Source organism: Rhizobium sp. RU36D, from assembly GCF_900176345.1.
GTDB lineage: Bacteria > Pseudomonadota > Alphaproteobacteria > Rhizobiales > Rhizobiaceae > Allorhizobium.
Map to the genome: position 1 here is coordinate 57,193 of NZ_FWXU01000021.1, position 21,066 is coordinate 78,258.

Annotated in this window: 22 protein-coding genes and 1 tRNA gene; 3 read left to right on the top strand and 20 right to left on the bottom strand. The window is 62.5% G+C overall.

The features are described from left to right. The 9 genes from deoC to B9A97_RS21690 all read right to left on the bottom strand — a co-directional run bounded on the left by deoC (position 1) and on the right by B9A97_RS21690 (position 7,903). Entirely contained in the window at positions 1-774 is a 774-nt protein-coding gene (deoC, locus tag B9A97_RS21650; RefSeq protein ID WP_084367898.1) for a deoxyribose-phosphate aldolase, read from the bottom strand. After that, positions 761-1,576: a purine-nucleoside phosphorylase gene (locus B9A97_RS21655; RefSeq protein WP_084367899.1), complete on the bottom strand. Its 816-nt coding sequence runs from the start codon at positions 1,574-1,576 to the stop codon at positions 761-763. The genes deoC and B9A97_RS21655 overlap by 14 nt, the downstream gene beginning before the upstream one ends. After that, positions 1,573-1,965, bottom strand: a complete 393-nt coding sequence (locus tag B9A97_RS21660; protein ID WP_084367900.1) for a cytidine deaminase — start codon at positions 1,963-1,965, stop codon at positions 1,573-1,575. The genes B9A97_RS21655 and B9A97_RS21660 overlap by 4 nt, the downstream gene beginning before the upstream one ends. 1 nt (position 1,966) lies before the next feature. Then, positions 1,967-2,938, bottom strand: a complete 972-nt coding sequence (locus B9A97_RS21665) for an ABC transporter permease (protein WP_084367901.1) — start codon at positions 2,936-2,938, stop codon at positions 1,967-1,969. Then, positions 2,931-4,082, bottom strand: coding sequence for an ABC transporter permease (locus B9A97_RS21670; protein WP_084367902.1), 1,152 nt, complete (start codon positions 4,080-4,082; stop codon positions 2,931-2,933). Before B9A97_RS21670 ends, B9A97_RS21665 begins: the two co-directional genes overlap by 8 nt. Before the next feature lie 6 nt (positions 4,083-4,088). Beyond that, positions 4,089-5,600, bottom strand: a complete 1,512-nt coding sequence (locus B9A97_RS21675; RefSeq protein ID WP_084367903.1) for an ABC transporter ATP-binding protein — start codon at positions 5,598-5,600, stop codon at positions 4,089-4,091. Between the two features lie 73 nt (positions 5,601-5,673). Continuing rightward, complete coding sequence (locus B9A97_RS21680; RefSeq protein WP_084367904.1) at positions 5,674-6,666, bottom strand: BMP family lipoprotein; 993 nt, start codon at positions 6,664-6,666, stop codon at positions 5,674-5,676. A 231-nt stretch (positions 6,667-6,897) separates the two neighbouring features. Next, positions 6,898-7,548 carry a peptide-methionine (S)-S-oxide reductase MsrA gene (gene msrA / locus B9A97_RS21685; RefSeq protein ID WP_084367905.1) on the bottom strand — a complete coding sequence of 217 codons (651 nt, stop codon included), beginning with the start codon at positions 7,546-7,548 and terminating at the stop codon, positions 6,898-6,900. Between the two features lie 37 nt (positions 7,549-7,585). Beyond that, positions 7,586-7,903 (bottom strand): hypothetical protein, encoded by a 318-nt coding sequence (locus B9A97_RS21690; RefSeq protein ID WP_084367906.1) that lies wholly within the window; start codon positions 7,901-7,903, stop codon positions 7,586-7,588. 190 nt (positions 7,904-8,093) lie between these two features. On the opposite strand from B9A97_RS21690, the gene B9A97_RS21695 reads away from it, so the two are divergent. From B9A97_RS21695 to B9A97_RS21705, 3 genes are all read left to right on the top strand, one after another. Further along, positions 8,094-8,183: transfer RNA gene (locus B9A97_RS21695), tRNA-Ser, on the top strand. Between the two features lie 283 nt (positions 8,184-8,466). Continuing rightward, positions 8,467-9,261 (top strand): glycosyltransferase family 25 protein, encoded by a 795-nt coding sequence (locus B9A97_RS21700; protein ID WP_084367907.1) that lies wholly within the window; start codon positions 8,467-8,469, stop codon positions 9,259-9,261. After that, entirely contained in the window at positions 9,258-9,968 is a 711-nt protein-coding gene (locus B9A97_RS21705; protein WP_084367908.1) for a polysaccharide deacetylase family protein, read from the top strand. Before B9A97_RS21700 ends, B9A97_RS21705 begins: the two co-directional genes overlap by 4 nt. 30 nt (positions 9,969-9,998) lie before the next feature. Here B9A97_RS21705 and B9A97_RS29855 read toward each other — a convergent pair whose 3' ends face one another. From B9A97_RS29855 to B9A97_RS21760, 11 genes are all read right to left on the bottom strand, one after another. Then, the gene (locus tag B9A97_RS29855) at positions 9,999-10,310 is read right to left on the bottom strand and encodes a hypothetical protein (RefSeq protein ID WP_179145355.1); all 312 of its coding nucleotides are present in this window, start codon (positions 10,308-10,310) and stop codon (positions 9,999-10,001) included. Positions 10,311-10,384: 74 nt separating this feature from the next. Then, a complete protein-coding gene (locus tag B9A97_RS21715; protein ID WP_084367910.1) occupies positions 10,385-10,834 on the bottom strand; it encodes a CoxG family protein in 450 nt (149 codons plus the stop codon). A gap of 24 nt (positions 10,835-10,858) precedes the next feature. Then, a complete protein-coding gene (locus B9A97_RS21720; protein ID WP_084367961.1) occupies positions 10,859-11,683 on the bottom strand; it encodes an XdhC family protein in 825 nt (274 codons plus the stop codon). Positions 11,684-11,694: 11 nt separating this feature from the next. Continuing rightward, positions 11,695-12,900, bottom strand: a complete 1,206-nt coding sequence (locus B9A97_RS21725; RefSeq protein WP_084367911.1) for a vWA domain-containing protein — start codon at positions 12,898-12,900, stop codon at positions 11,695-11,697. Then, entirely contained in the window at positions 12,897-13,775 is an 879-nt protein-coding gene (locus B9A97_RS21730; protein WP_084367912.1) for an AAA family ATPase, read from the bottom strand. The genes B9A97_RS21725 and B9A97_RS21730 overlap by 4 nt, the downstream gene beginning before the upstream one ends. A gap of 238 nt (positions 13,776-14,013) precedes the next feature. Beyond that, on the bottom strand, positions 14,014-16,434 hold the full coding sequence (locus tag B9A97_RS21735; protein WP_084367913.1) for an aerobic carbon-monoxide dehydrogenase large subunit: 2,421 nt from the start codon (positions 16,432-16,434) through the stop codon (positions 14,014-14,016). Further along, positions 16,431-16,931, bottom strand: coding sequence for a (2Fe-2S)-binding protein (locus B9A97_RS21740; RefSeq protein WP_084367914.1), 501 nt, complete (start codon positions 16,929-16,931; stop codon positions 16,431-16,433). Before B9A97_RS21740 ends, B9A97_RS21735 begins: the two co-directional genes overlap by 4 nt. A 14-nt stretch (positions 16,932-16,945) precedes the next feature. Continuing rightward, positions 16,946-17,812, bottom strand: a complete 867-nt coding sequence (locus B9A97_RS21745) for an FAD binding domain-containing protein (RefSeq protein WP_084367962.1) — start codon at positions 17,810-17,812, stop codon at positions 16,946-16,948. A gap of 159 nt (positions 17,813-17,971) precedes the next feature. Beyond that, the gene (locus B9A97_RS21750; protein ID WP_084367915.1) at positions 17,972-19,201 is read right to left on the bottom strand and encodes an MHYT domain-containing protein; all 1,230 of its coding nucleotides are present in this window, start codon (positions 19,199-19,201) and stop codon (positions 17,972-17,974) included. A 104-nt stretch (positions 19,202-19,305) separates the two neighbouring features. Beyond that, the gene (pncB, locus tag B9A97_RS21755) at positions 19,306-20,610 is read right to left on the bottom strand and encodes a nicotinate phosphoribosyltransferase (protein ID WP_084367916.1); all 1,305 of its coding nucleotides are present in this window, start codon (positions 20,608-20,610) and stop codon (positions 19,306-19,308) included. A 134-nt stretch (positions 20,611-20,744) separates the two neighbouring features. Further along, positions 20,745-21,041 carry a hypothetical protein gene (locus B9A97_RS21760; protein ID WP_084367917.1) on the bottom strand — a complete coding sequence of 99 codons (297 nt, stop codon included), beginning with the start codon at positions 21,039-21,041 and terminating at the stop codon, positions 20,745-20,747. Between the last annotated feature and the right edge of the window lie 25 nt (positions 21,042-21,066).

The following is a 21,066-nucleotide window of genomic DNA, read 5'->3' on the forward strand; positions in this document are numbered from 1 at the left end:
TCAGTAGCCGGATGCCTGGGCGAGCGGCTTGGCGCCGGAAAGGATGCCCAGGACATCATCCAGCAGGCCCGACGCGCCGAACCGGAAGGTAGACGGCATGACCCAATCCTCGCCCATGATGGTATCGGCAAGTCTGAGATACAGTGCCGCCTCGGCAACCGTGGAAATGCCGCCGGCGGGCTTAAAGCCGACCTTGCCGCGACTGTCACGGATCGCCTGCAGCATGATATCGGCGGCTTCGAGGGTGGCGTTGACCGCGACCTTGCCGGTGGAGGTCTTGATGAAATCGGCACCTGCGGCGATGGCAAGTTCGCTTGCCCGGCGGATCAGGCTGACATCCTTCAGTTCGCCGGTCTCCAGGATCGTTTTCAGCACCAGCGGCGCCGGGCAGGCCTCACGCACCGCAGCCACCATGGCGGTGACGGCGGCTTCGTCGCCCTGCATCAGCGCGCGATAGGGGATCACGAGGTCGATGTCATCGGCGCCATCAGCCACGGCCTGGCGGGTTTCGGCGACAACCGTATCGATATCGAGGTCGCCTGAGGGGAAGTTGACGACGGTCGCAATGCGCACCGCACTGCCCTGCCCCAGCAGCGCGCGCGCCTGGGCGACGAAGCGGGGCCAGATGCAGATGGCGGCCGTGCTGCCAAAGGCCGTATGCGCGCGGGCGCACAGCGCCTCGATCGCCTCGGGCGTGCAGTCGTCCTTGAGATTGGTCAGGTCCAGAAGGGACAGGGCTCTCGCCGCTGTTTCGCGCATGTCATGGCTCTCCAAGGCTCGCGCCACCCTGGACGATCATCGTCCGCAGGATAGCCGCAAGTCGTTTACCTCCAATGGGTGCCATGTCCTTGGTTTCTTCGTGACTGAGTTCGGCACCCGTCATCCCCGCACCATAATTGGTCAAAACCGATGCGGCCGCAACACGCAGTCCCAAAAAGCGCGCGATCAGCACTTCCGGAACAGTGGACATGCCAACGGCATCGGCCCCGAGCGTGCGGGCCATGCGAATTTCGGCCGGCGTTTCGAAGCTCGGGCCGGAGAACCACATATAGACGCCGCTATGCAGCTCGATGTTTTCTGCCTTGGCAGCGGCATCCATGGCGGCGGCAAGCCTTGCGTCATAGGCATTGGTCATGCCGACGAAGCGGCCATCGCCTTCCGTTCCGATCAGGGGATTGGTGCCGGAAAAATTGATGTGGTCGCTGATGCGCATCACCGAGCCGGGCGGCATGTCGTGCCGCAGGGAACCCGCGGAATTCGTCAGCACCAGCGATTGCACGCCGAGCTCCTTCAGCACTTCGAGCGGCCGGCGCATGGCATTGGCGTCGCCGCGCTCATAATAATGCACCCGGCCTGACAAGGCGATGATCGGCTGCGCGCCAAGATAGCCGGCAACCAGCTTGCCGGCATGGCCCGAGACGCCGCTGACCGGGAAGCCCCGCAGATCCTCGTACGGGAAGCTCACCGCGTCGCTGATTTCGTCCACGAGGGAGCCAAGGCCGGAGCCGAGGACGACGGCAAGACGGGGCTTGAAGCCGCCAAGGCGGGCGGTCAGGAACTCAGCGGCTTCGCTCATCCCAGGATGTCCGTCTGGAAGGAAAAGGGCAGCAGTTCGTCCATGGTCAGGGTCTTCTTCACCCCTGTTTCGTCGCAGAGATAGATGCGGGTGCCGGCCGAGGCAAATTCCGCAATCTTCTGGCGGCAGCCGCCGCAGGGCGGGCACAGCGCCAGTTTCTCGGCGATCACGGCCATTTCCACGATCTTCTTTCCGCCGCCCATGACCATGCAGCCGATGGCGGTTGGTTCCGCGCACCAGCCCTGGGGAAAGGAGAGGTTCTCGATATTGGCGCCGGTATAGACCTTGCCGTCATCGGCGCGGATGGCCGCGCCGACGGGGAATTTCGAATAGGGCGCATGGGCAAAGGCCATGGCGCCGCGCGCCGCCTCGAACAGTTCGTGGGACATCTCAGCGCTCCTTCACATAGGGCACGCCGCCGGCCTTGGGCGGATTGGCGGCACCGATGAAGCCGGCCAGCAGGATGCAGGTCAGCACATAGGGCAGCGCCTGGAAGATCTGCACCGGCACTTCACCGATCAGCGGCATGGACTTGCCCTGCATGAAATTGGCAAGCGCATCGAGGAAGCCGAACAGCAGGCAGGCGAACATGACCGGCACTGGCTTCCACTTGGCAAAGATCAGTGCGGCGAGCGCGATATAGCCCTTGCCGGCGGACATGTTGTTGATGAAGGCAGCCGACTGAGCGATGGCAAGATAGGTGCCGGAAAAACCGCAGAGGAAGCCCGCGACGATGACGGCGCGATAACGCAGCCACGTGACCGAGATACCGGCGGTATCGACGGCGCCGGGGTTTTCGCCGACGGCCCGCAGGCGAAGGCCGAAGCGCGTGCGATAGAGCACCCACCAGGACAGCGGGATCGCGAGGAAGGCAAGGTAGGTCAGCAGGTTGTTGCCGGAGATCACGTTGGCATAGAGCGGGCCGATGATCGGCACATCGCGCACGAGATCGACACCAGGCAGCGTGATCGGCTGGAACCGCGCCGTGCCGGGCAACTGGGGCGTGCGACCGCCCTGGCCGAACCAGGTCTGGCTGAGGACGATCGTCAGGCCGGCGGCCACGAAATTGATCGCCACGCCGGACACGATCTGGTTGCCGCGGTTGGTGATCGAGGCAAAGCCGTGCACCAGCGAGAAGGCGATCGACACCAGGATCCCGGCGGCAAGCCCCGTCAGGGCCGAGCCCGTGAGGTGGGCCGCGACCGCTGCCGCGAAGGCGGCGGCCAGCATCTTGCCTTCAAGCCCGATATCAAAAATGCCCGCGCGCTCGGAAAACAGTCCCGCAAGAGCCGTAAAGATCAGCGGGATCGACAGGCGAACGGTCGATCCGAGAATGCTGACCAGAATATCGAAATTATCCATGGGTGCCTCCCGCGGGAACAGTGCCTGCCCTTGAGCGCGTCATACTCCTGCCGATCGACTGATAGAGCACCACGATGGCCGGACGGAACATGAATTCGAGCGCGCCGGCAAACAGGATGACGAGGCCCTGGATCACGACGATCATGTCGCGGGTAATGTTGGGCATGTCGAAGGAGAGTTCCGCGCCGCCCTGGTAGAGAATGCCGAACAGGATGGCGGCGAGCACGATGCCGAAGGGGTGGTTGCGGCCCATCAGCGACACGGCGATGCCGACGAAACCGGCGCCGGCGACGAATTCCACCTGCAAGCGTCCCGATGCACCCATGACTGGGTTCAGCGCCATCATGCCGGCGAGACCGCCCGAGATCAGCATAGTGACGATGACAATCTTGACATAGGAAATACCGGCATAATCGGCCGCCGAGCGGCTCTTGCCCAGCGTGCGCATCTCGAAGCCGAGCTTGGAGCGCCAGATCAGCACCCAGACGGCCACGCACATGACAAGCGCGATGAGGAAGGAGACGTTGAAGGGCGCCGGGCCAAGCTTCAGGCCGAACAGGGCCATCAGCCAGTCGAGCTTCGGCAATTGTCCGCCTTCCAGGAAGGTACGGGTCTCCGGCGCCATCTTGCCGGGCACGATCAGCACGTTCACCAGCAGATAGACCATCAGCGCTGCGCCGATGAAATTGAACATGATGGTGGTGATGACGACATGGCTGCCGCGCTTGGCCTGCAGCCAGGCCGGGATCAACGCCCAAGCGGCGCCGAAAATGGCAGCGCCAATGACCGCGAAGGGCATGGTGACATACCACGGCACGTAATGATCGAAGGCGAGTGCCACGAGCGCCGCCCCAAGGCCGCCGAGATAGGCCTGGCCTTCCGAACCGATGTTGAACAGGCCGGCATGGATGGCCACGGCGACCGACAGCCCGGTGAAAATGAAATTGGTGGCAAAGAACAGCGTCATGCCAATGCCATAGCCGCTGCCCAGCGCGCCCTGCACCATGAGGACCAGGGCTTCGATGGGGTTCTCGCCGATGACCCAGACGACGAGCCCTGAGATCAGCAGCGCCATCAGCAGGTTGAGGAACGGCAGGAGCGCGTAGGTGATCCAGTTCGGCAAGGATACGGATGCAGTACTCATGTCACCTCACGCAGCTATGCCGGCCATCATCAGGCCGAGCGTCTGTTCACCCGTCTCCGGTGTCTTTTCACCGACGACGCGACCGGCAAACATGACCAGGATGCGGTCCGACAAGGAGCGGATCTCATCCAGCTCGACGGATACCAGCAGCACGGCCTTGCCGGCGTCGCGGGTCTCGACGATGCGCTTGTGGATGAATTCGATGGCGCCGATATCGACGCCGCGGGTCGGCTGGCCGACGATCAGAAGCTTCGGGTCACGCTCGATTTCGCGTGCCACGACGATCTTCTGCTGGTTGCCGCCGGAAAAATTGGCCGTCTTCAGCCGGGGATTGGGCGGACGGATGTCGTATTTCTCGATCTCGACCTCGGCAGCCGCCTGGATGGCCTTGGGATCCAGCAGGAAGCCCGCGCCATAACGCGGGTCGCGGTGGTAGCCGAGGATGGCGTTTTCCCGCTCCTCGAAGCTCAGGACCAGGCCCATGTGGTGGCGATCTTCCGGAATATGGGCAAGGCCAATGGCACGCAGCTCTGCCGGATCATAGCCGGCGACCGGCTGGCCATCGATGAAGATTTCGCCCGATGTCGGCTTGCGGATGCCGGTGATGGCCTCCAAAAGTTCGCTTTGTCCATTGCCCGCCACACCGGCGATGCCGACGATCTCCCCGGCCCGGACGTCGAAGGAGACGTTGTCGACCATGGTCACGCCCCTGTTGTCCTTGACGGTGAGGTTGCGCACGGACAGTGCCACGGCCCCCGGCTTGGCGCTGCCCTTTTCCACATGCAGAAGCACGCGGCGGCCGACCATCAGCTCGGCCAGTTCTTCCACGGTGGTTTCAGAGGTCTTGCGGGTGGCGACCATCTCGCCGCGGCGCATGACCGACACGGTATCGGTGATGGCCATGATTTCGCGCAGCTTGTGGGTGATCAGCAGTACCGTCTTGCCCTGGTCGCGCAACACCCCAAGGATCTTGAACAGGTGATCGGCCTCGGCGGGGGTGAGCACACCGGTCGGCTCGTCGAGAATGAGGATCTCGGCGCCACGATACATCGCTTTCAGGATTTCGACGCGCTGCTGAAGGCCGACGGGCAGTTCCTCGATGACCGCGTCGGGATCGACATCAAGCCCGTAATCGTCGGCAAGCTTTTTCAGCGCCGCGCGGGCATTTTCCACGCCCTTGGCCAGAAGCGCGCCGCCTTCGGCGCCCAGCATCAGGTTTTCCAGGACGGTAAAATTCTCGACCAGCATGAAGTGCTGGTGGACCATGCCAATGCCGACGCCGATCGCCGCCTGGCTATCCTTGATGGTCACCGGCTTGCCATCGATTTTGATCGTGCCGCTATCGGCGCTGTAGAAACCATAGAGGATCGACATCAGGGTCGATTTGCCGGCCCCGTTTTCACCGATGATCCCATGGATCGAGCCCTTGGCCACTGTCAGGTTTATGTTCTTGTTGGCATGCACCGCACCGAACTTCTTGTCGATGCCGATGAGCTCGATCGCGGGGGCTTGGCTCATTCAAGGACTCCGGATTACAGACGAAAAAAGGGCGCAAGCCGAGCATCATGCCCGGCTTGCGCCCCGCATCAGATCACTTCGGGCAGGAATTGTCCGTCATGTAGTCGTGAACCTTGACCGTGCCGGCAATGATGTCGGCCTTGGCCTTCTCGACGGCCGCCTTCATGTCGTCGGTGACGAGCTTGGCGTTGTTGTCGTCGAGAGCGTAGGCAACGCCGTCTTCCTTGACGCCGAGTGCCTGGACGCCTGGGGTGAACTTGTCACCCTTGAGGTCGGCATAGGCATTGTAAACCGCCAGGTCGACGCGCTTGACCATGGAGGTCAGGACCGAGCCGGGATGCAGGTGGTTCTGGTTGGAATCCACACCGATCGACAGCTTGCCGGTGTCGGCAGCGGTCTGGAGAACGCCGAGACCCGAAGCGCCGGCTGCCGCATAGATCACGTCAGCGCCCTGGTCGATCTGGTTCTTCGCCAGTTCACCGCCCTTGACCGGGTCGTTCCAGGCAGCACCCGTCGTGCCGACCATGTTCTGGAACACTTCGGCGTCGGCCTTGGCAGCCTTCGCACCCTGTGCGTAGCCGCAGGCAAACTTGCGGATCAGCGGAATATCCATGCCGCCGACGAAGCCGACCTTGCCGCTCTTCGATGCCATGCCGGCGAGGATGCCGACGAGGTAGGAGCCTTCTTCTTCCTTGTAGACGACCGAGCGGACATTCGGCAGGTCGACAACGGAATCCACGATCACGAACTTGGTGTCCGGGAATTCAGCAGCGACCTTCTCGATAGCCGAGGTCCAGGCGAAGGACACGGCGACGACCGGGTTAAAGCCCTTGGACGCGAAGTTGCGGATCGCCTGTTCGCCCTGGGTGTCGCCCGTCGGCTCGAAATCGCGATAGTCGATGCCGGTTTCTGCCTTGAACTTCTCGGCGCCGGCATAGGCTGCTTCATTGAACGACTTGTCGAATTTGCCACCGGTTCCGTAGACCAGCGCCGGCTTGACGTCAGCGGCCATCGCCGTTGCCGACATCGCGGCCAGTGCAAAGAGTGTCAAAAGGGATTTCTTCATGGTGCAGCCCTGTTGTTGCTATTGATCTTTTTGGGTCCTCCCGCAAGCCTCCAGGAGGCATGTCTGCGGTGCCGCCGGCCGTCTTTCGACAGCCAAGCTTGATTTATCCTTGCATGGCTGAACCAAAAATTCACCCGATTTTTTTCATCTGGTAAAGAAATTCGGGTTCCGCCCCGGGACCGCGCACAACGCTGAAATTTTTGGCGGAATTGATCTCGAACTGCCGCTTAACTAGTCGATGGGGCAGGCGATTCCGAGGCCGCGCAACCCGCCCGGCGCGCCGGGATTTTTAGCGAGATACTGTTGATGGTAATCCTCCGCGGGATAGAAGCGGGCCGCGGAGAGCACGTCTGTCGCAACCTTGGCGTTGCGGCCCGCGGCCGTCAGCGCCTGCTGATACGCATCCCGCATGGCGAGCGCGACCGCACGATCGTCATCATCCTCGACGTGGATGAAAGATCGATAGGCAGTGCCGATATCATTGCCCTGGCGCATGCCCTGGGTGGGATCATGCCCCTCGAAGAACCGCTTCAAAATGTCTTTGAGCGATAGAACTGCCGGGGCATAGACGACCCTGACGACATGGACATGGCCCGTCAGACCGGTGATCGTTTCCTGGTAAGTCGGGTTGGGGGTAAAGCCGCCCTGGTAGCCGCAGGCGGTGATCCAGACGCCCGGCACCGTCCAGAAGGCCTTTTCCGCGAACCAGAAATTGCCCATGCCCAAATGGATGATCCGGAATCCGGAGGGATAGGAGCCCCAAAGTGGCCTGCCACTCACATGGTGACTGACCGCCGTGGGTATGGGGTCATTGCGTCCGGGCAGAGCCGTTTCCGCGGTCGGCATCGTCGTCTTGCGATTGAACATGTCGATCAGAAACATGCGTCTTCCTCCTCCCGCATTGCGGCGCCGCCGTCGGTCAGGCGGCAAACCGGCTTGGCGGCGGGCGACGATAGCCTATCATCCAAAATATCAGGGAAAGCGCAAGGAATACGCTGAAGGTGGGCTGGCGCAGAGTCCAGTCCACGGCCGCAAGCACGTAGGCCTGATCGACATGGCGGTCCAGGATTTCCTGGGCTCGATCGAGGCTTTGCGCATCAAGATCCTGCCAGGCCGAACCGAAGGGGGTGAGTATGACCTCGGACGAGGACACCGACTGGATCGAATCCATCGCCGCCGTCACCACGGCCAGCAAAAGCGCGAGAAAGCTGAGCGCCCTGAAGAAAAACCTGATCATCTCGTTGGTTCCCGAATTTCCCACCGCCAAGCCAGATAGGCCGAGCGGAGCGTGAGAGGCAAGAGAGCATCGAAACGCGATTTGTTCGGGCAAGTCAAAAATCTGTTAGATTCCGGTTGATCCGTGATGAATCCTCGGTATATATCCCGCCCCAACGGCTGCGTTGCTCCTCATGGCACTGGCTGGTAACGGACAGGTGGCCGAGTGGTTTAAGGCGCACGCCTGGAACGCGTGTGTGCGTGAAAGCGTACCGAGGGTTCGAATCCCTCCCTGTCCGCCACTATATTTTCCGAAAAATCCAATTTCGAATTCCGCTCGGATCGCTAGCAGCAATGTGTCGGGCATGTGCGCGTGAGCGGCGTCCGTGCCCCAGCATAGGCCCAACCCCTGCAATCAACCCAATTATCAATAAAATTCAGATACATGCAGGGTTGTATTTTTGCAATCACCCAAAATTGGACAGCCTATAATCCCCTGTTTCCTGTAGAGGCTCGCCAAAGCGCGTTGCCGCGAATCGCCTGGGCGAAAGGCGGCAACGCTTTGGAAATGCCTTTGGGGGCCATTTGGGCATCGAATTATTCGTCATTCATCTCGCCCGTGCGCAATCGCGCGCGCCGAACGTCAAGCACCTGATCGAATCCCTGCCCCTACCGGGCCGGATCATCGAGGCTGTCGACGGTCGCGACCTGACCGATGATGAGGTTCGCGCCGTCTACCGACCGAGGCTGCACCGGCCGCTCTATCCCTTCGCGCTGAGCCGCAATGAGATCGCGTGCTTCCTGTCGCACCGCCGCGCCTGGCAAGCCATTCTCGACCATGATCTCGATGCGGCCCTCATCATGGAGGATGACGCGGCGCCGAACGGCGATTTCCTGGCCGGTCTCAACCTCGCCATCGAGAATTTGCAGACATGCGGGTTCATCCGGTTTCCGTTTCGCGATGGTCGGGAATGGGGCTGCAGGACCAAGGTCGCCGGACAGGTTCGTCTGATGGCCCCGCGCCTTGTCGGGCTCGGCATGGTGACGCAACTGGTCAGCCGGACCGCGGCCGCGCAATTGTTGCGCGCCACCGAGGTGTTCGACCGACCCGTCGACACGCTTTTGCAGATGCCTTGGGCGAGCGGCATTGCACCCTGGTCGGTCAGCCCCGCCACCGTCAGGGAAATCTCCCCTTCCATCGGCGGCACCACGCTGCAAAAGCAGCGCGACAGGGCGGCCAAGCTTCATCGGGAGATCATGCGGCCTTTCTATCGGCTGCAACTCCTCCTGCATTCCGGCTTTTCCAGCATCCGAGTTGCCGATCGTTCGCTTGACGGGGACATGCCCATTGCAGCGACCGAGGCGCCGCCGACAGCATGACCCAGCGCGCCTTTCCCATCCTGATGTATCACCAGGTCGGCACGCCGGCCCCGCGCGGAACACCCTCGCGCAGCCTCTGCGTTGCGACCGATGATTTTGCGTCACATATGCGCTGGCTGAAGCGGTTCGGTTATCGCGGCGTGTCGATGCGCGATCTGATGCCGTATCTTGAGGGCAAGAAGACCGGGAAGGTGATCGGCATCACCTTCGACGACGGCTATCGCAACGTCCATGTTAATGCCCTGCCGGTGCTGCAGGAGCTCGGCTTCACGGCCACCAACTATTTCGTTTCAGGCGAGATCGACGGATTCAATCGCTGGGATGTCGCAAAGGGCATTCCGCAGGCGGCCTGCATGTCCAAGGCGGAACTGCGGGAATGGGCCGCCCTCGGTCACGAGGTAGGGTCCCATACGTCAAGCCATCCGCGTCTCGACCAGATTGCCCCGGCTGACGCGCGGCAGGAAATCCTTGATTCGCGGCATCGGCTGGAGGATCTGATCGGTGGCCCCGTGGACGCCTTCTGCTATCCCCATGGCGGCGTGAATGCTGCGGTTCGGGACATGGTGGAGGAGGCTGGCTACACCAATGCAACAACGATCAAAAGCCGTCGCGCGCGTGCCAACGACGATCCGCTGCTTTTGCCACGGCTGACGGTGAGGCGGGGTTATGGCTGGGCGCGGGTGCTGATAAAAAGCCTTATCGGCTAGGTCGTGCTGCCCTCAGCAACCGGATCGGTTTCAGTGAACGGTCTCGGCAGCGATCTCTTCTTGCAGCAGATGCAGGGTTTCCAGGAGGGCACCGACGAGAATGTCGGTCAGTTCGTCGCCTTTGCGTTCGACGAGCAGGATTTTCGCAGCCGCTTCCTGCTGTTCGAAAAATCGATCTGGCTCATCCGACATCAACGCATTCCTTCCTTCGCCGCGCACCGCATTCATGTTCGCCAAGCTAACGCCGCACACTTGCGCCGGGCTGGACACGGCTGAGACCACACTGGCGGCCTTTTGCCAACGCCGGACACGCGGATTTGATCCGCAGGAACAGACGTTCACGAACGCATCACCGGCGACGCCCCAGCGTTTCCGGTGATGCAGCTATCAAAGAGAAAGCTGTCAAAATGCTGTCGTCAGGCGCCGGCGGCCACCAGTTCTCCGAATTTGGAGAAAAATTCGCCTGCGAGCTTCTTCGAGGTCGAATCAATCAGGCGGCTGCCGAGCTGGGCGATCTTGCCGCCCACCTCCGCCTTGACGGTATAGCTCAGGATCGTGGCGTCGGGTCCATCGGCCTCCAGGGAGACATCAGCGCCGCCCTTTGCGAAGCCGGCAATGCCGCCCTTGCCCTCGCCCGATATGGTGTAGGAATGCGGCGGGTTGAGATTCTGCAGTTCCACCGCGCCTTCGAAGCGCGCCTTGATCGGCCCCACCTTCAACACGACCTTGGCGGTCATGTTGGTGTCGGATGTCTTTTCGAGGCTTTCGCATCCGGGTATCGCCTGCTTCAGGATCTCAGGATCGTTGAGTGCGCGCCATACCGCGTCGACCGGTGCCTCGATCCGCTCGCTGCCATTCATATCCATGCGTGGTTCCTCTTCCCTTTTCTGTTATGCGCCGGCGCTGCGTTGGCCGCGACGGCGAAGACCTGTGATTTCCGCCAGGATCGACAGGGCGATTTCCTCCGGCGTGATGGCGCCGAGATCCAGGCCCGCCGGCCCCTTCACCCTGTCCAGACTGTCTCGATCAATGCCCTCCTCCAGCAGTTCCGCCTTCAGGGCCTCCATCTTGCGCCGGCTGCCGACAAAACCGCAATAGGGCGATTGTAGCATCAGCGCCTGGCGCAGCGCCGCTTTGTCGCCCTTGCCCTGGGTCGAGACGACGACGAAGCCGGGTGGGCGATCCGCGGGATCAACCGCGAAACCGTCGATCCAGCGATCGGCCTCGGGTTGCGTCGCGAGGTCTGCCGCAGGTGCTGCGACGGTGACGTGATAGCCGAGACCGCGCGCCATGGAACACAGCGCCAAGGCCACAGGGCTTGCGCCGAATACAACAAGGGCCGGGCGCGGCAGAACCGGCTCGATGAAGACATCCATGGTGCCGCGGCTCGGGCACATATTGCGCGCAAACTGCACGCCATCGCGGGCTTCGCCAGGCTTGATGCCGAGGTCCGACAGGAGATCATCCGGCTGGACCGAGACAAGGCGCGCCTCGCCATCGACGAGGGCCTGGCGGGCGGCCCGCAGCACAGCGCCGCGGGCACAGCCGCCGCCGATCCAGCCGGCGGCAATGCTGCCATCGGGCCTGATCACCGCCTTGGCACCGGCCTTGGCGGCGGTCACGGAGACGGTTCGAACGACCGTCGCCAGCACGAAGGCCTCCTCGGCCGCCTTCATGCGCGACACCAGGTCCATCACATCGACATGCAGGGTCACGATACGCTCCTTCACATCTTCGCCAGATAGGGTTCGAGATCCGCCAGGCTTTGCAGGCTATGGGCCGGGGCGTGCAGGTCGACATAGGGAAGTGCGGCCTTGATGCCGCGCGCCTCCGGCGCATAGCCGTCCCAGCCGATCATCGGATTGAGCCAGACGATGCGGCGGCAGCGGCGGCGCAGGGCCGCCATTTCCATGCCCAGCCGCTCGGCATCACCGGTTTCATAACCGTCCGACACGATCATCACGCAGGTGCGGGAATGGATGACGCGAACCGCATGATGGCGGTTGAACTCGGCGAGGCATTCACCGATCCGCGTCCCGCCGCCCGCCCCTTGCGCCATCATCGACAGGCGATCCAGGGCGCGGGCCGGATCGCGCTCCTTCATGGCGTCGGACACATGCACAAGCCGGGTATGAAACAGGAAGGCGTCGGCTTCGCGGAAACTATCCAGCACGCCATGGACGAAACGCAGGAAGACGCCGGTATACATGCTCATCGAGCCGGAGGCATCGAGCAACAGCACCAGCCGCAGCGGCTTTTCCTTGCGGCGGCGATGGATCAGGTTCAGCGGAATGCCGCCCTGTCCGATATTGCGGTGGATGGTCCGCCTGAGATCGATGCGATAGCCGCGGCGGCGGGCGAGATCGCGGCGGGTCAGCCGCGTACGCATGGCGCGGGCCAGCCGCTCGGCAATCGCATGGGCCTGTTCGACGGCATCAGGATCGGAGAGCTTGCGGAAATCCGTGGTGGCGAGGTTTTCGACGACAGAGGCGCCTTCCATCCGGCCTTCGCCATTTTGGTCGACTGCGCCGTCATCACCCGCGGGCACCTGGTCGGTCGGTTGATTGCCATGGTTCTGGCGACTCGCGCCATCAAGCGACTTCAGGGCGGGATTGGACTGCCGTTCCGCCGATCCGGACACGGCAGCGCGCGACCGCACGCGCTTTCCCAGCCAGAAGGCGTCGAACAACCCGTCAAAACGATCCCATTCAGTCTTGCGGGCTGAGAAGAGGTGCTTGAAAGCCTCCCGCAGCAGCGCGGGTTTTTCCGCATAGCCCGCCGCCATCAAGGCCGCGGCATCGCGCGCCTCGGCAAGGCCGATGGCAAAGGCATTGCCGCGCAGGGTCTTGACGAAGGCGGCCAGCTTTTCGGACACCACCTTGCCGACGGCATCCATTTCCTCCTGCTGCATGGGGGCTCCGCAACAGCTCATGCCACCCTCCCGAGAATGCGGGCGGTGACCTCGGGGGTTACTCGCGCCTTGTCTTCCCGCGTCTTCAACAGACACAGCAGCGTTTCATGCACGGCCTCGGGATGATCATGCAGGTCACGGACATCGAGACCCACCAGCGCCGCGGCCCAATCCAGCGTTTCAGCCACGCCCGGCACGCGGCGCAGGTCCTCCTTGCGGATGCCTTCGACCATCCGGGCGATCTGCAGGGAGAGCGAGGCGCCAATGCCGGTTAGATGGGCCATGATGATGCGCGCCTCGCGATCCGGCTCGGGATAATCGACATAATGATAGAGGCAGCGGCGGCGCAGGGCGTCTGACAGTTCACGGGTGCCGTTGGAGGTCAGCACCACATGGGGGATGCTGCGGGCCGTGACGGTTCCCAGTTCCGGGATCGAAACCTGGAACTCGGAGAGCACTTCCAGGAGAAAGGCCTCGAACTCCTCGTCGGCGCGATCGACCTCGTCGATCAGCAGGACCGGCGGCTTTTCCTGGCGGATGGCGGCGAGAAGCGGGCGCTCCAGCAGGTATTTTTCGGAAAAGATCTCGTCTTCGATCATCGCCGCGTCGCGGCCCTGATGGGCCTGGATGGCGAGCAACTGGCGCTGGTAGTTCCATTCATAGAGCGCCGCCGACTGGTCCAGGCCTTCATAGCACTGAAGCCTAATCAGGTTGGTGTTGTAATGGTCGGCAAGGGCGGCCGCCACCGCCGTCTTGCCGACCCCGGCCTCGCCTTCGAGAAGCAGAGGCCGTTTCAGAAATGTCATCAGGGACACCGCCGTCGCCAGCTCGCCATCTGCAATGTAGCCGGCCGCGGAGAGGCCTGATGCGATGTCATCGCGGTTGAGCTTGGTCATGGTTCGTATCGCTTCTTTCGATGGTCACAAAACACCCGGCCTAGCTGACGACTCGCCCACAGGAAGGTAAAAGATTCCCCTCCCAACCCTCCCCACAAGGGGGAGGGCTTAACCCAGCCGAACCCTCGGCGGATAGAAGCGAGCGCTTTCCGCGATTCTTCTCCCCCCTTGTGGGGGAGATGGCTGCGCTTCGATGCAATCGAAGGAGGCCAGAGAGGGTTTTGTCTCGTCGCCTTCCTTACCCCGTCACGCCGAGCGACTTTGCGGCTTCCCAGTTGCGCCAGAAGTCATGCGGCATCTGGATATGGGTGGAGCCCAGGAAGCTGAAGGCGTCGTTGACGGCGTTGGAGAAGCAGGGGACGCTGCCGACATTGGGGCTTTCGCCGACCCCCTTGGCGCCGATCGGGTGATGCGGCGATGGGGTTACGGTGTGATCCGTTTCCCAACGGGGTGTTTCCACGGCGGTCGGGATGAAGAAGTCCATGAAGGACCCGCCCATCACATTGCCCGAATTGTCGTAGCGGATCTCCTGGCCCATCGCGATGGCAAAGCCTTCGGTGAGGCCGCCATGCACCTGGCCCTCGATGATCATCGGGTTGATGCGGGTGCCGCAATCATCGAGCGCGTAGAAGCGCCTGACCTTGTAGACCCCGGTATCGACATCGATGTCCATGACGCAGAAATAGGCGCCGAAGGGATAGGTCATGTTCGGCGGATCGTAATAGCTGACCGCCTCAAGCCCCGGCTCCATGCCCGGCGGCACGCTATTATAGGCCGCCCAGCAGATCTCCTTCATCGACTTGAACTTTTCCGGCAGGCCCTTCACCCGGAAACCGTCGACATCCCATTCCAGGTCGTCTTCGTGCACCTCCAGCATATAGGCGGCGATCATCTGCGCCTTGGCCCTGATCTTGCGGGCGGCGAGCGCGATGGCCGCACCCGCGACCGGGGTGGAGCGGGATCCATAGGTGCCGAGACCATAGGGCGCGGTGTCGGTATTGCCCTCCTCCACCATGATGTCATCGGCGGGAATGCCGATTTCGGTGGCGATGATCTGCGCCCAGGTCGTCTCATGCCCCTGGCCCTGGCTCTTCGTGCCCATGCGAGCAATACCGGCGCCGGTGGGATGCAGTCGGATTTCGCAGCTGTCGAACATGGCGATACCCAGGATATCGCAGTTCTTCGACGGGCCGGCACCGACGATTTCGGTGAAGAAGGAGGTGCCGATGCCCATGATCTCGCGGGTTTCGCCGCGCTTGAAGGCCTCGCGCTTTTCCGCCTGCTCGCGGCGCAGGCCGGCATAGTCGATGGTCTCCATCGCCTTCTTCATGGCCGTATGGTAGTCGCCCGAGTCATATTCCCAGCCAAGGGCGGAATGATAGGGAAACTGCTCGGCCTTGATGAAGTTCTTCAGCCGCAGTTCGGCGGGGTCCATCTCCAGCTTCTGGGCGAGGATATCCATGGCCCGCTCGATGCAATAGGCCGCTTCCGTCACCCGGAAGGAGCAGCGATAGGCAACGCCGCCCGGCGCCTTGTTGGTATAGACGCCATCCACGGCCAGATGCGCGACCGGGAAGTCATAGGAACCGGTGACGATGTTCATGAAGCCCGCCGGCCATTTCGACGGGTCGGCGCAGGCGTCAAAAGCGCCGTGGTCGGCCAGAACATGGACGCGCAGGCCCGTGACCTTGCCTTCCTTCGTGGCGGCGATTTCCGTCGTCATGTGGTAATCGCGGGCGAAGGAGGTGGTGGTGAGGTTTTCCATGCGGTCTTCGACCCACTTCACCGGCTTGCCTGTCACGATGGAGGCCACCGCGGCGCAGATATAGCCGGGATAGGCGCCGACCTTGTTGCCGAAACCGCCGCCAATATCAGGCGCGATCACATGGATCTTGTGCTCGGGGATCTTCGAGATCAGCGCCACGACCGTGCGGATGACATGCGGCGCCTGGAAGGTGCCCCAGATGGTCAATTCGCCCTTGATCTTGTCGAAGGAGCAGACGCACTGGCAGGTTTCCAACGGCGACGGATGGGTGCGGTGATAGGAGATCATTTCCTTGATCTTCACCTCCGCCTTGTCGAAGGCGATGTCGGTCATCTCCTTGTCGCCGACCTTCCATTCGAAGATGTGGTTGTGGTGCTTGCGGGGGCCATGGGCGCCCACCGTCTTGCCAGCCAGGTCCTCGCGCAGCACAGGTGCATCGGCGTTCATGGCCGTGAAGGGATCAACCAGAACCGGCAGGGCCTCATATTCCACCTCGACGGCGGCGATGCCGTCATCGGCAGCGTAGCGGTTGGTGGCAACGACGAAGGCAACTTCCTGGTTCTGGAACAGCACCTTGCCATCGGCCAGCACCATCTGCACATCGCCAGCGAGCGTCGGCATCCAGGCGAGATTGACGGTCTTCAGGGTCTCGGCGGTGATGACGGCGAGAACGCCCGGCACCTTCAGCGCCTTTTCCGTATTGATCGAAACGATACGCGCATGGGCATGGGGCGAGCGGACGAAATCGCCGTGCAGCATGCCGGGCAGCTTCACGTCATCGACGTAATTGCCCTTGCCCTGGGTGAACCTGATATCCTCGACGCGCTTGCGCTTGCAGCCCATGCCTTCAAGACGGGCTTCCCTCTGTTCCCGCGTGGGAGTCATGTCGTTCATTCTGCTGCCTCCTGGAACTCGGTGCCGTTGATCTTGGCGGCGGCGTATTGGATTGCCTTGACGATGTTCTGGTAGCCGGTGCAGCGACAGAGATTGCCGGCAATGCCGAAGCGGATTTCCTCTTCGGTCGGGTTGGGGTTTTCCTGCAGCAGGCGATGGGCGCGCACGATCATGCCGGGCGTGCAATAGCCACATTGCAGGCCATGCATCTGGCGGAAGCCTTCCTGCAGGGCAGACAGCGTGCCATCGGCATTGGCCACGCCCTCGATTGTCATGATCTCGGCGCCATTGGCCTGGACGGCGAACATGGTGCAGCTCTTGACCGACTTGCCGTTGATATCGACCGTGCAGGCGCCGCAATGGCTGGTTTCGCAGCCGATATGGGCACCGGTCAGGTTCAGGTTTTCGCGGATGAAATGAATGAGCAGGGTGCGGGGCTCGACGAGGCCTTCGACCTCCTCACCATTCACGCGGATCGTCACATGGGTCTTTGCCATGATAGCTTTCCTCCTCAGGATGCGGCGCGGGCGGCGGCGCGCTTCAGCGCCCGGGCCACCATGATGCCGCCGACATGGGTGCGATATTCCGACGTGCCGCGGGCATCCGCGGCCGGGTTCATGATGGCGCGAGCGGCTTCAACGGCTGCCGCAATCGCCTGATCATCCAGGCTGGTGCCAACAACCGCCGCTGCCGCGTCTTCTGCCAGCAAGGGTGTTTCGGAGAGATTGGTGAGCGCGATGGAACAGGTGGCCACCTTGCCGCCCGCCATGGTCAGCGTCACCGCCGCGGCGGCGGTCGCATAGTCACCCACCTTGCGCTTCAGCTTCTCATAGGCATAGCCGTGCCCTTGCGCAGGCAGCGGAATGGACACGGCGCTCAGGATTTCACCGGGCTCGAGCGCGGTGAAATAGGCGCCCTGGTAGAACTCGGAGGCCGGAACGTCGCGGGCGCCATCAGGGCCCTCAAGGCGGTAGGAGGCGCCCAGCGCCATCATGACAGCCGGCATGTCATTGCCCGGATCGCCATTGGCGACATTGCCGCCAAGCGTGCCCATGTAGCGGACCTGCGGATCGGCAATCAGCAGCGCCGTTTCCCGCAGCAGCGGCAGATGCGAGGCGATGTCTGCGGACGCGATGATGTCGCTCTGCGTCGTCATCGCACCGATCACCAGCGCATCGCCGTCGCGACAGATGCCCTTGAGGCTATCGATGGCGCTGAGGTCTACAAGGTGTTCAGGGGTCGCGAAACGCAGCTTCATCATTGGAATGAGGCTGTGGCCACCGGCCAGGGGCCGCGCCTCGTCGCCGAAATCAGCCAACAGCTTCACGGCGTCGGCCAGCGAAGCGGGCCGATGGTATTCGAATTCGCCTGGTATCATGGTCTCCTCCCATTCGTCGGTCTGGCGGGACACGAGCGATGCGGAAGGGTGTTCCGACTGTTTTTTCCGCGCAAGCCGCGAGCGGGCAGAGCCGCACGAGGACCGGATTTTCGCACGAATTGCGGTCGCGTCAGCACGAATTGCGTCAGGAATTCTGACTTATGGGCGCCCGGCCATGCTGCGGACGAGGCCGAGACGTGCCTTGACCTCGGCGATCTTGGCACGGCTGACGGGCACGAGATGAGCCACCTGTCCGCCGAGCTCCAGGATCGCGCCGTCACCCTCCTTGCGCATCAGGGTCACATGGGGCAAGGCGACGATATGGCTGCGATGCACCCGGGCGAAGAGTTCGGGATCGAGCCGCGATTCGGCTTCGGAAATGGACCAGGAACAGATGCGCTCGCGCTGGCCGTCATGCACCAGGGTGTAATGAGCGTCAGCGCGGATGCTCCTGATATCGGCGACATCGATCAGGTGCGTGCCGTCAGCGCTGGAGACCGGGATTCGCGAGGCTGGCTGCTGCCGTGGCGCGCCTATGCCGCCCAGCGGAGCGCTGCGACTGAAACCGCCGGCCTGGGGCGTCGGCGCCGGTACTGCGTTTTCCGGCGGAGGCTCCATCATCTCTGGGGCACCTGGAGGTTCCGCGAACAAACCGGGCGCCGCCGCGGGCTGCTGTTTCTGGCGCGGTTCCGGCACAAGAAACAGCAAGAAGCCCGCGGCAATGACGAAACAGAGGAGCGCCACCACCAGCGACAAGACCTGTGCGGAAGCCACCAGGCCGGCGGCATCGTGCCCGGCGCCGTCCATGGCTTCGAACTGCATGCCATACATGGCCGTGTAGTGCATGCCCGAGACGGCGATGCCGAAGGCGACAGCGCTCAGCACCAGCCGCATGCCGCCCTGGCGGGCGAGGTAAATCCGCAGGCCGCCATAGGCCGAGAGGATGGCGATCAGAGCCGACAGCAGGATCATATCCGTGCGATGAACGATGTGAAACGGACCGACCAGCGCATGCACGCCGACATAATGCATCGACACAATGCCCGCGCCGAGCAGGAGCGCCGAGGCCGGCAGCCGCAAGCCCGTGGTCTCGCCAATGCTGACGAAATAGAGCGACACGCCGACGACGAGCGCGCAAATGAGGAATGACACGATGGTGGGAAGTACCAAATAGACCGCCTCACCGGGGATGGGGGCTGCCAGCATGCCGACGAAATGCATGGTCCAGATGCCGACGGCCAAGAAAGCAGCCGCCCCGGCTAGCAGCACGCGACGCGGCAGCCCGGGCGTTCCCCTGATGCGCGCGGCGAGGCCGAACCCGGTATAGCCGCCCAGAATGGCGACGACGACCGAAAGCGCCACGAGATATGGATCGTGCCCTGCAAACATGTCCGCTTGGCCGCAACCTCTCCTGCCAGGTCACGGCTTCTCCTCATGCGGGAGTTTATAAGGCGCGGTCGCGCTTTGACAAGCGACCACGGCGCCGACAAATTTCAGACGAGCACGGCCTGCGCCACGCGATCCTTGGTGCCGAAGAAGTCAAGATAGCGCTGGACTTCTGCCGGATCGCCCGTGGCCTTGTTGGGATTATCAGACAGTTTGACGGCCGGACGGCCATTGGCATCCTTGACCTTGCAGACGATCGAGATGGGATTGAGGCCTGCAATCTCCTGCGGCGCGCAACCGGCGAAATCATTGGTGAGATTGGTGCCCCAGCCAAAGCTCATGCGGACCCGGCCCTCGAAATGCCGGTAGGTGTCGATGATCGCATCAACATCGAGACCATCCGAGAAGATCAGCAGCTTCTGGCGGGGATCGCGTCCCATCTTCTTCCACCAGGCGATGATTTTCTCGCCACCTTCGATCGGCGGCGCGCTATCCGGCCTGAAGCCGGTCCAGTCAGCGACCCAGTCCGGGGCATCGCGCAGAAAGGCCGTGGTGCCGAAGGCATCCGGCAGCACGATCAACAGATTGCCGCCATAGAGCCGGTTCCAGTCCTGCAGCACCTTGTAGGGCGCAGCCGCCAGTTCGGCATCCGTGCGCGCCAAAGCGGCGGCCACCATCGGCAGTTCGTGGGCATTGGTGCCGACCGCTTCCAGGTCGGAATCCATAGCCAGGAGGACATTCGAGGTGCCGGTGAAGGCCGGACCGATGCCTTCCTTCAGCGCCTCGACACACCAGCGCTGCCACAGGAAGCTGTGGCGCCGTCGGGTGCCGAAATCCGAGATGCGCAGACCCGGCAGGTCTTTCAGACGCTCAACCTTTTCCCACATCTTGGCCTTGGCGCGGGCATAGAGCACATCCAGGGTGAAGAAGCCGAGGGAGCGCATCGCCGCCCGGCTGCGCAGCTCATTGATGATGGCGAGGGCGGGAATTTCCCACAGTGTCGTCTCCATCCAGGTGCCGTGGAAGACGAGATTGTATTGGCCGTCCTGCTTGGTCAACTCGTATTCGGGCAGTTGCAGTGTAGACAGCCATGTCAGGAATTCCGGCTCGAAGATCTGGGCACGGCCGTAAAATGTATTACCGGCGAGCCAGATCATCTCCTTCTTGGAAAGCCGCAGCGAGCGGACGTGATCCAGTTGCTCGCGCAACGCGCCCTCGTCGATCTCATCTGCCAGACGAACGGAGCGGGTGCGGTTGATCAGCTCAAAGCTGGCATTGACCTTGGGATAGAGCTTCCAGATCATCTGCAGCATCAGGAGCTTGTAGAAATCCGTGTCGATCAGGCTTCTGATGATCGGATCCAGCTTCCAAGTGTGGTTGTAGACGCGCGATGCGATATCGGTCTTGGTCATCGAACCACTTTCCTGCGATCCGCGGCCCCGCGAAAAAGGCCGCAACTGATGCGGCCCAAATCACTTGTCGCCGCCCAAGCGGCAATCTTATGGGAAAAAGCGCCGGGGAAGTCCAGCCTTCGCAGCGCTCCAAATTAGGGTCGGGCTGGCGTGGCCTGACCGGGCGTTGGTGCTGCAGACTGGTCTGCTGCCGGGCTCGGTGCAGTTGCCGTAGGAGGCTGGTTCGCTGGATTTTCAGGCGCGATGGAGTTGCCCCACCATTCCACAGGGATCCAGAAAATCATTGCCAGCAGAAGTCCGCCAAGCAGCACGATCAACACGGGCTTTCCATAGGATCCCTGCCGCACTTCCGTTGGGGTCATCGGCTGTTGCCGCTGGCCAAAGGAGCGGCCTCGTTCTTCGTCTCGGGCGATATCGGTACGGCTCGGCATGATGACCTCCTTCGTGTTCCGGGCG

Coding starts and splice junctions, on each gene's coding strand:
- B9A97_RS21715 (WP_084367910.1), bottom strand. CDS start 10,834: ATGGATATGAATGGCAGCGAGCGGATCGAGGCACCGGTCGACGCGGTA.
- B9A97_RS21705 (WP_084367908.1), top strand. CDS start 9,258: ATGACCCAGCGCGCCTTTCCCATCCTGATGTATCACCAGGTCGGCACG.
- B9A97_RS21655 (WP_084367899.1), bottom strand. CDS start 1,576: ATGAGCGAAGCCGCTGAGTTCCTGACCGCCCGCCTTGGCGGCTTCAAG.
- B9A97_RS21730 (WP_084367912.1), bottom strand. CDS start 13,775: ATGACCAAGCTCAACCGCGATGACATCGCATCAGGCCTCTCCGCGGCC.
- B9A97_RS21735 (WP_084367913.1), bottom strand. CDS start 16,434: ATGAACGACATGACTCCCACGCGGGAACAGAGGGAAGCCCGTCTTGAA.
- B9A97_RS21660 (WP_084367900.1), bottom strand. CDS start 1,965: ATGTCCCACGAACTGTTCGAGGCGGCGCGCGGCGCCATGGCCTTTGCC.
- pncB (WP_084367916.1), bottom strand. CDS start 20,610: ATGACCAAGACCGATATCGCATCGCGCGTCTACAACCACACTTGGAAG.
- B9A97_RS21665 (WP_084367901.1), bottom strand. CDS start 2,938: ATGGATAATTTCGATATTCTGGTCAGCATTCTCGGATCGACCGTTCGC.
- B9A97_RS21670 (WP_084367902.1), bottom strand. CDS start 4,082: ATGAGTACTGCATCCGTATCCTTGCCGAACTGGATCACCTACGCGCTC.
- B9A97_RS21740 (WP_084367914.1), bottom strand. CDS start 16,931: ATGGCAAAGACCCATGTGACGATCCGCGTGAATGGTGAGGAGGTCGAA.
- B9A97_RS21750 (WP_084367915.1), bottom strand. CDS start 19,201: ATGTTTGCAGGGCACGATCCATATCTCGTGGCGCTTTCGGTCGTCGTC.
- B9A97_RS21675 (WP_084367903.1), bottom strand. CDS start 5,600: ATGAGCCAAGCCCCCGCGATCGAGCTCATCGGCATCGACAAGAAGTTC.
- B9A97_RS21760 (WP_084367917.1), bottom strand. CDS start 21,041: ATGCCGAGCCGTACCGATATCGCCCGAGACGAAGAACGAGGCCGCTCC.
- B9A97_RS21745 (WP_084367962.1), bottom strand. CDS start 17,812: ATGATACCAGGCGAATTCGAATACCATCGGCCCGCTTCGCTGGCCGAC.
- B9A97_RS21680 (WP_084367904.1), bottom strand. CDS start 6,666: ATGAAGAAATCCCTTTTGACACTCTTTGCACTGGCCGCGATGTCGGCA.
- msrA (WP_084367905.1), bottom strand. CDS start 7,548: ATGTTTCTGATCGACATGTTCAATCGCAAGACGACGATGCCGACCGCG.
- B9A97_RS21725 (WP_084367911.1), bottom strand. CDS start 12,900: ATGAGCTGTTGCGGAGCCCCCATGCAGCAGGAGGAAATGGATGCCGTC.
- B9A97_RS21690 (WP_084367906.1), bottom strand. CDS start 7,903: ATGATCAGGTTTTTCTTCAGGGCGCTCAGCTTTCTCGCGCTTTTGCTG.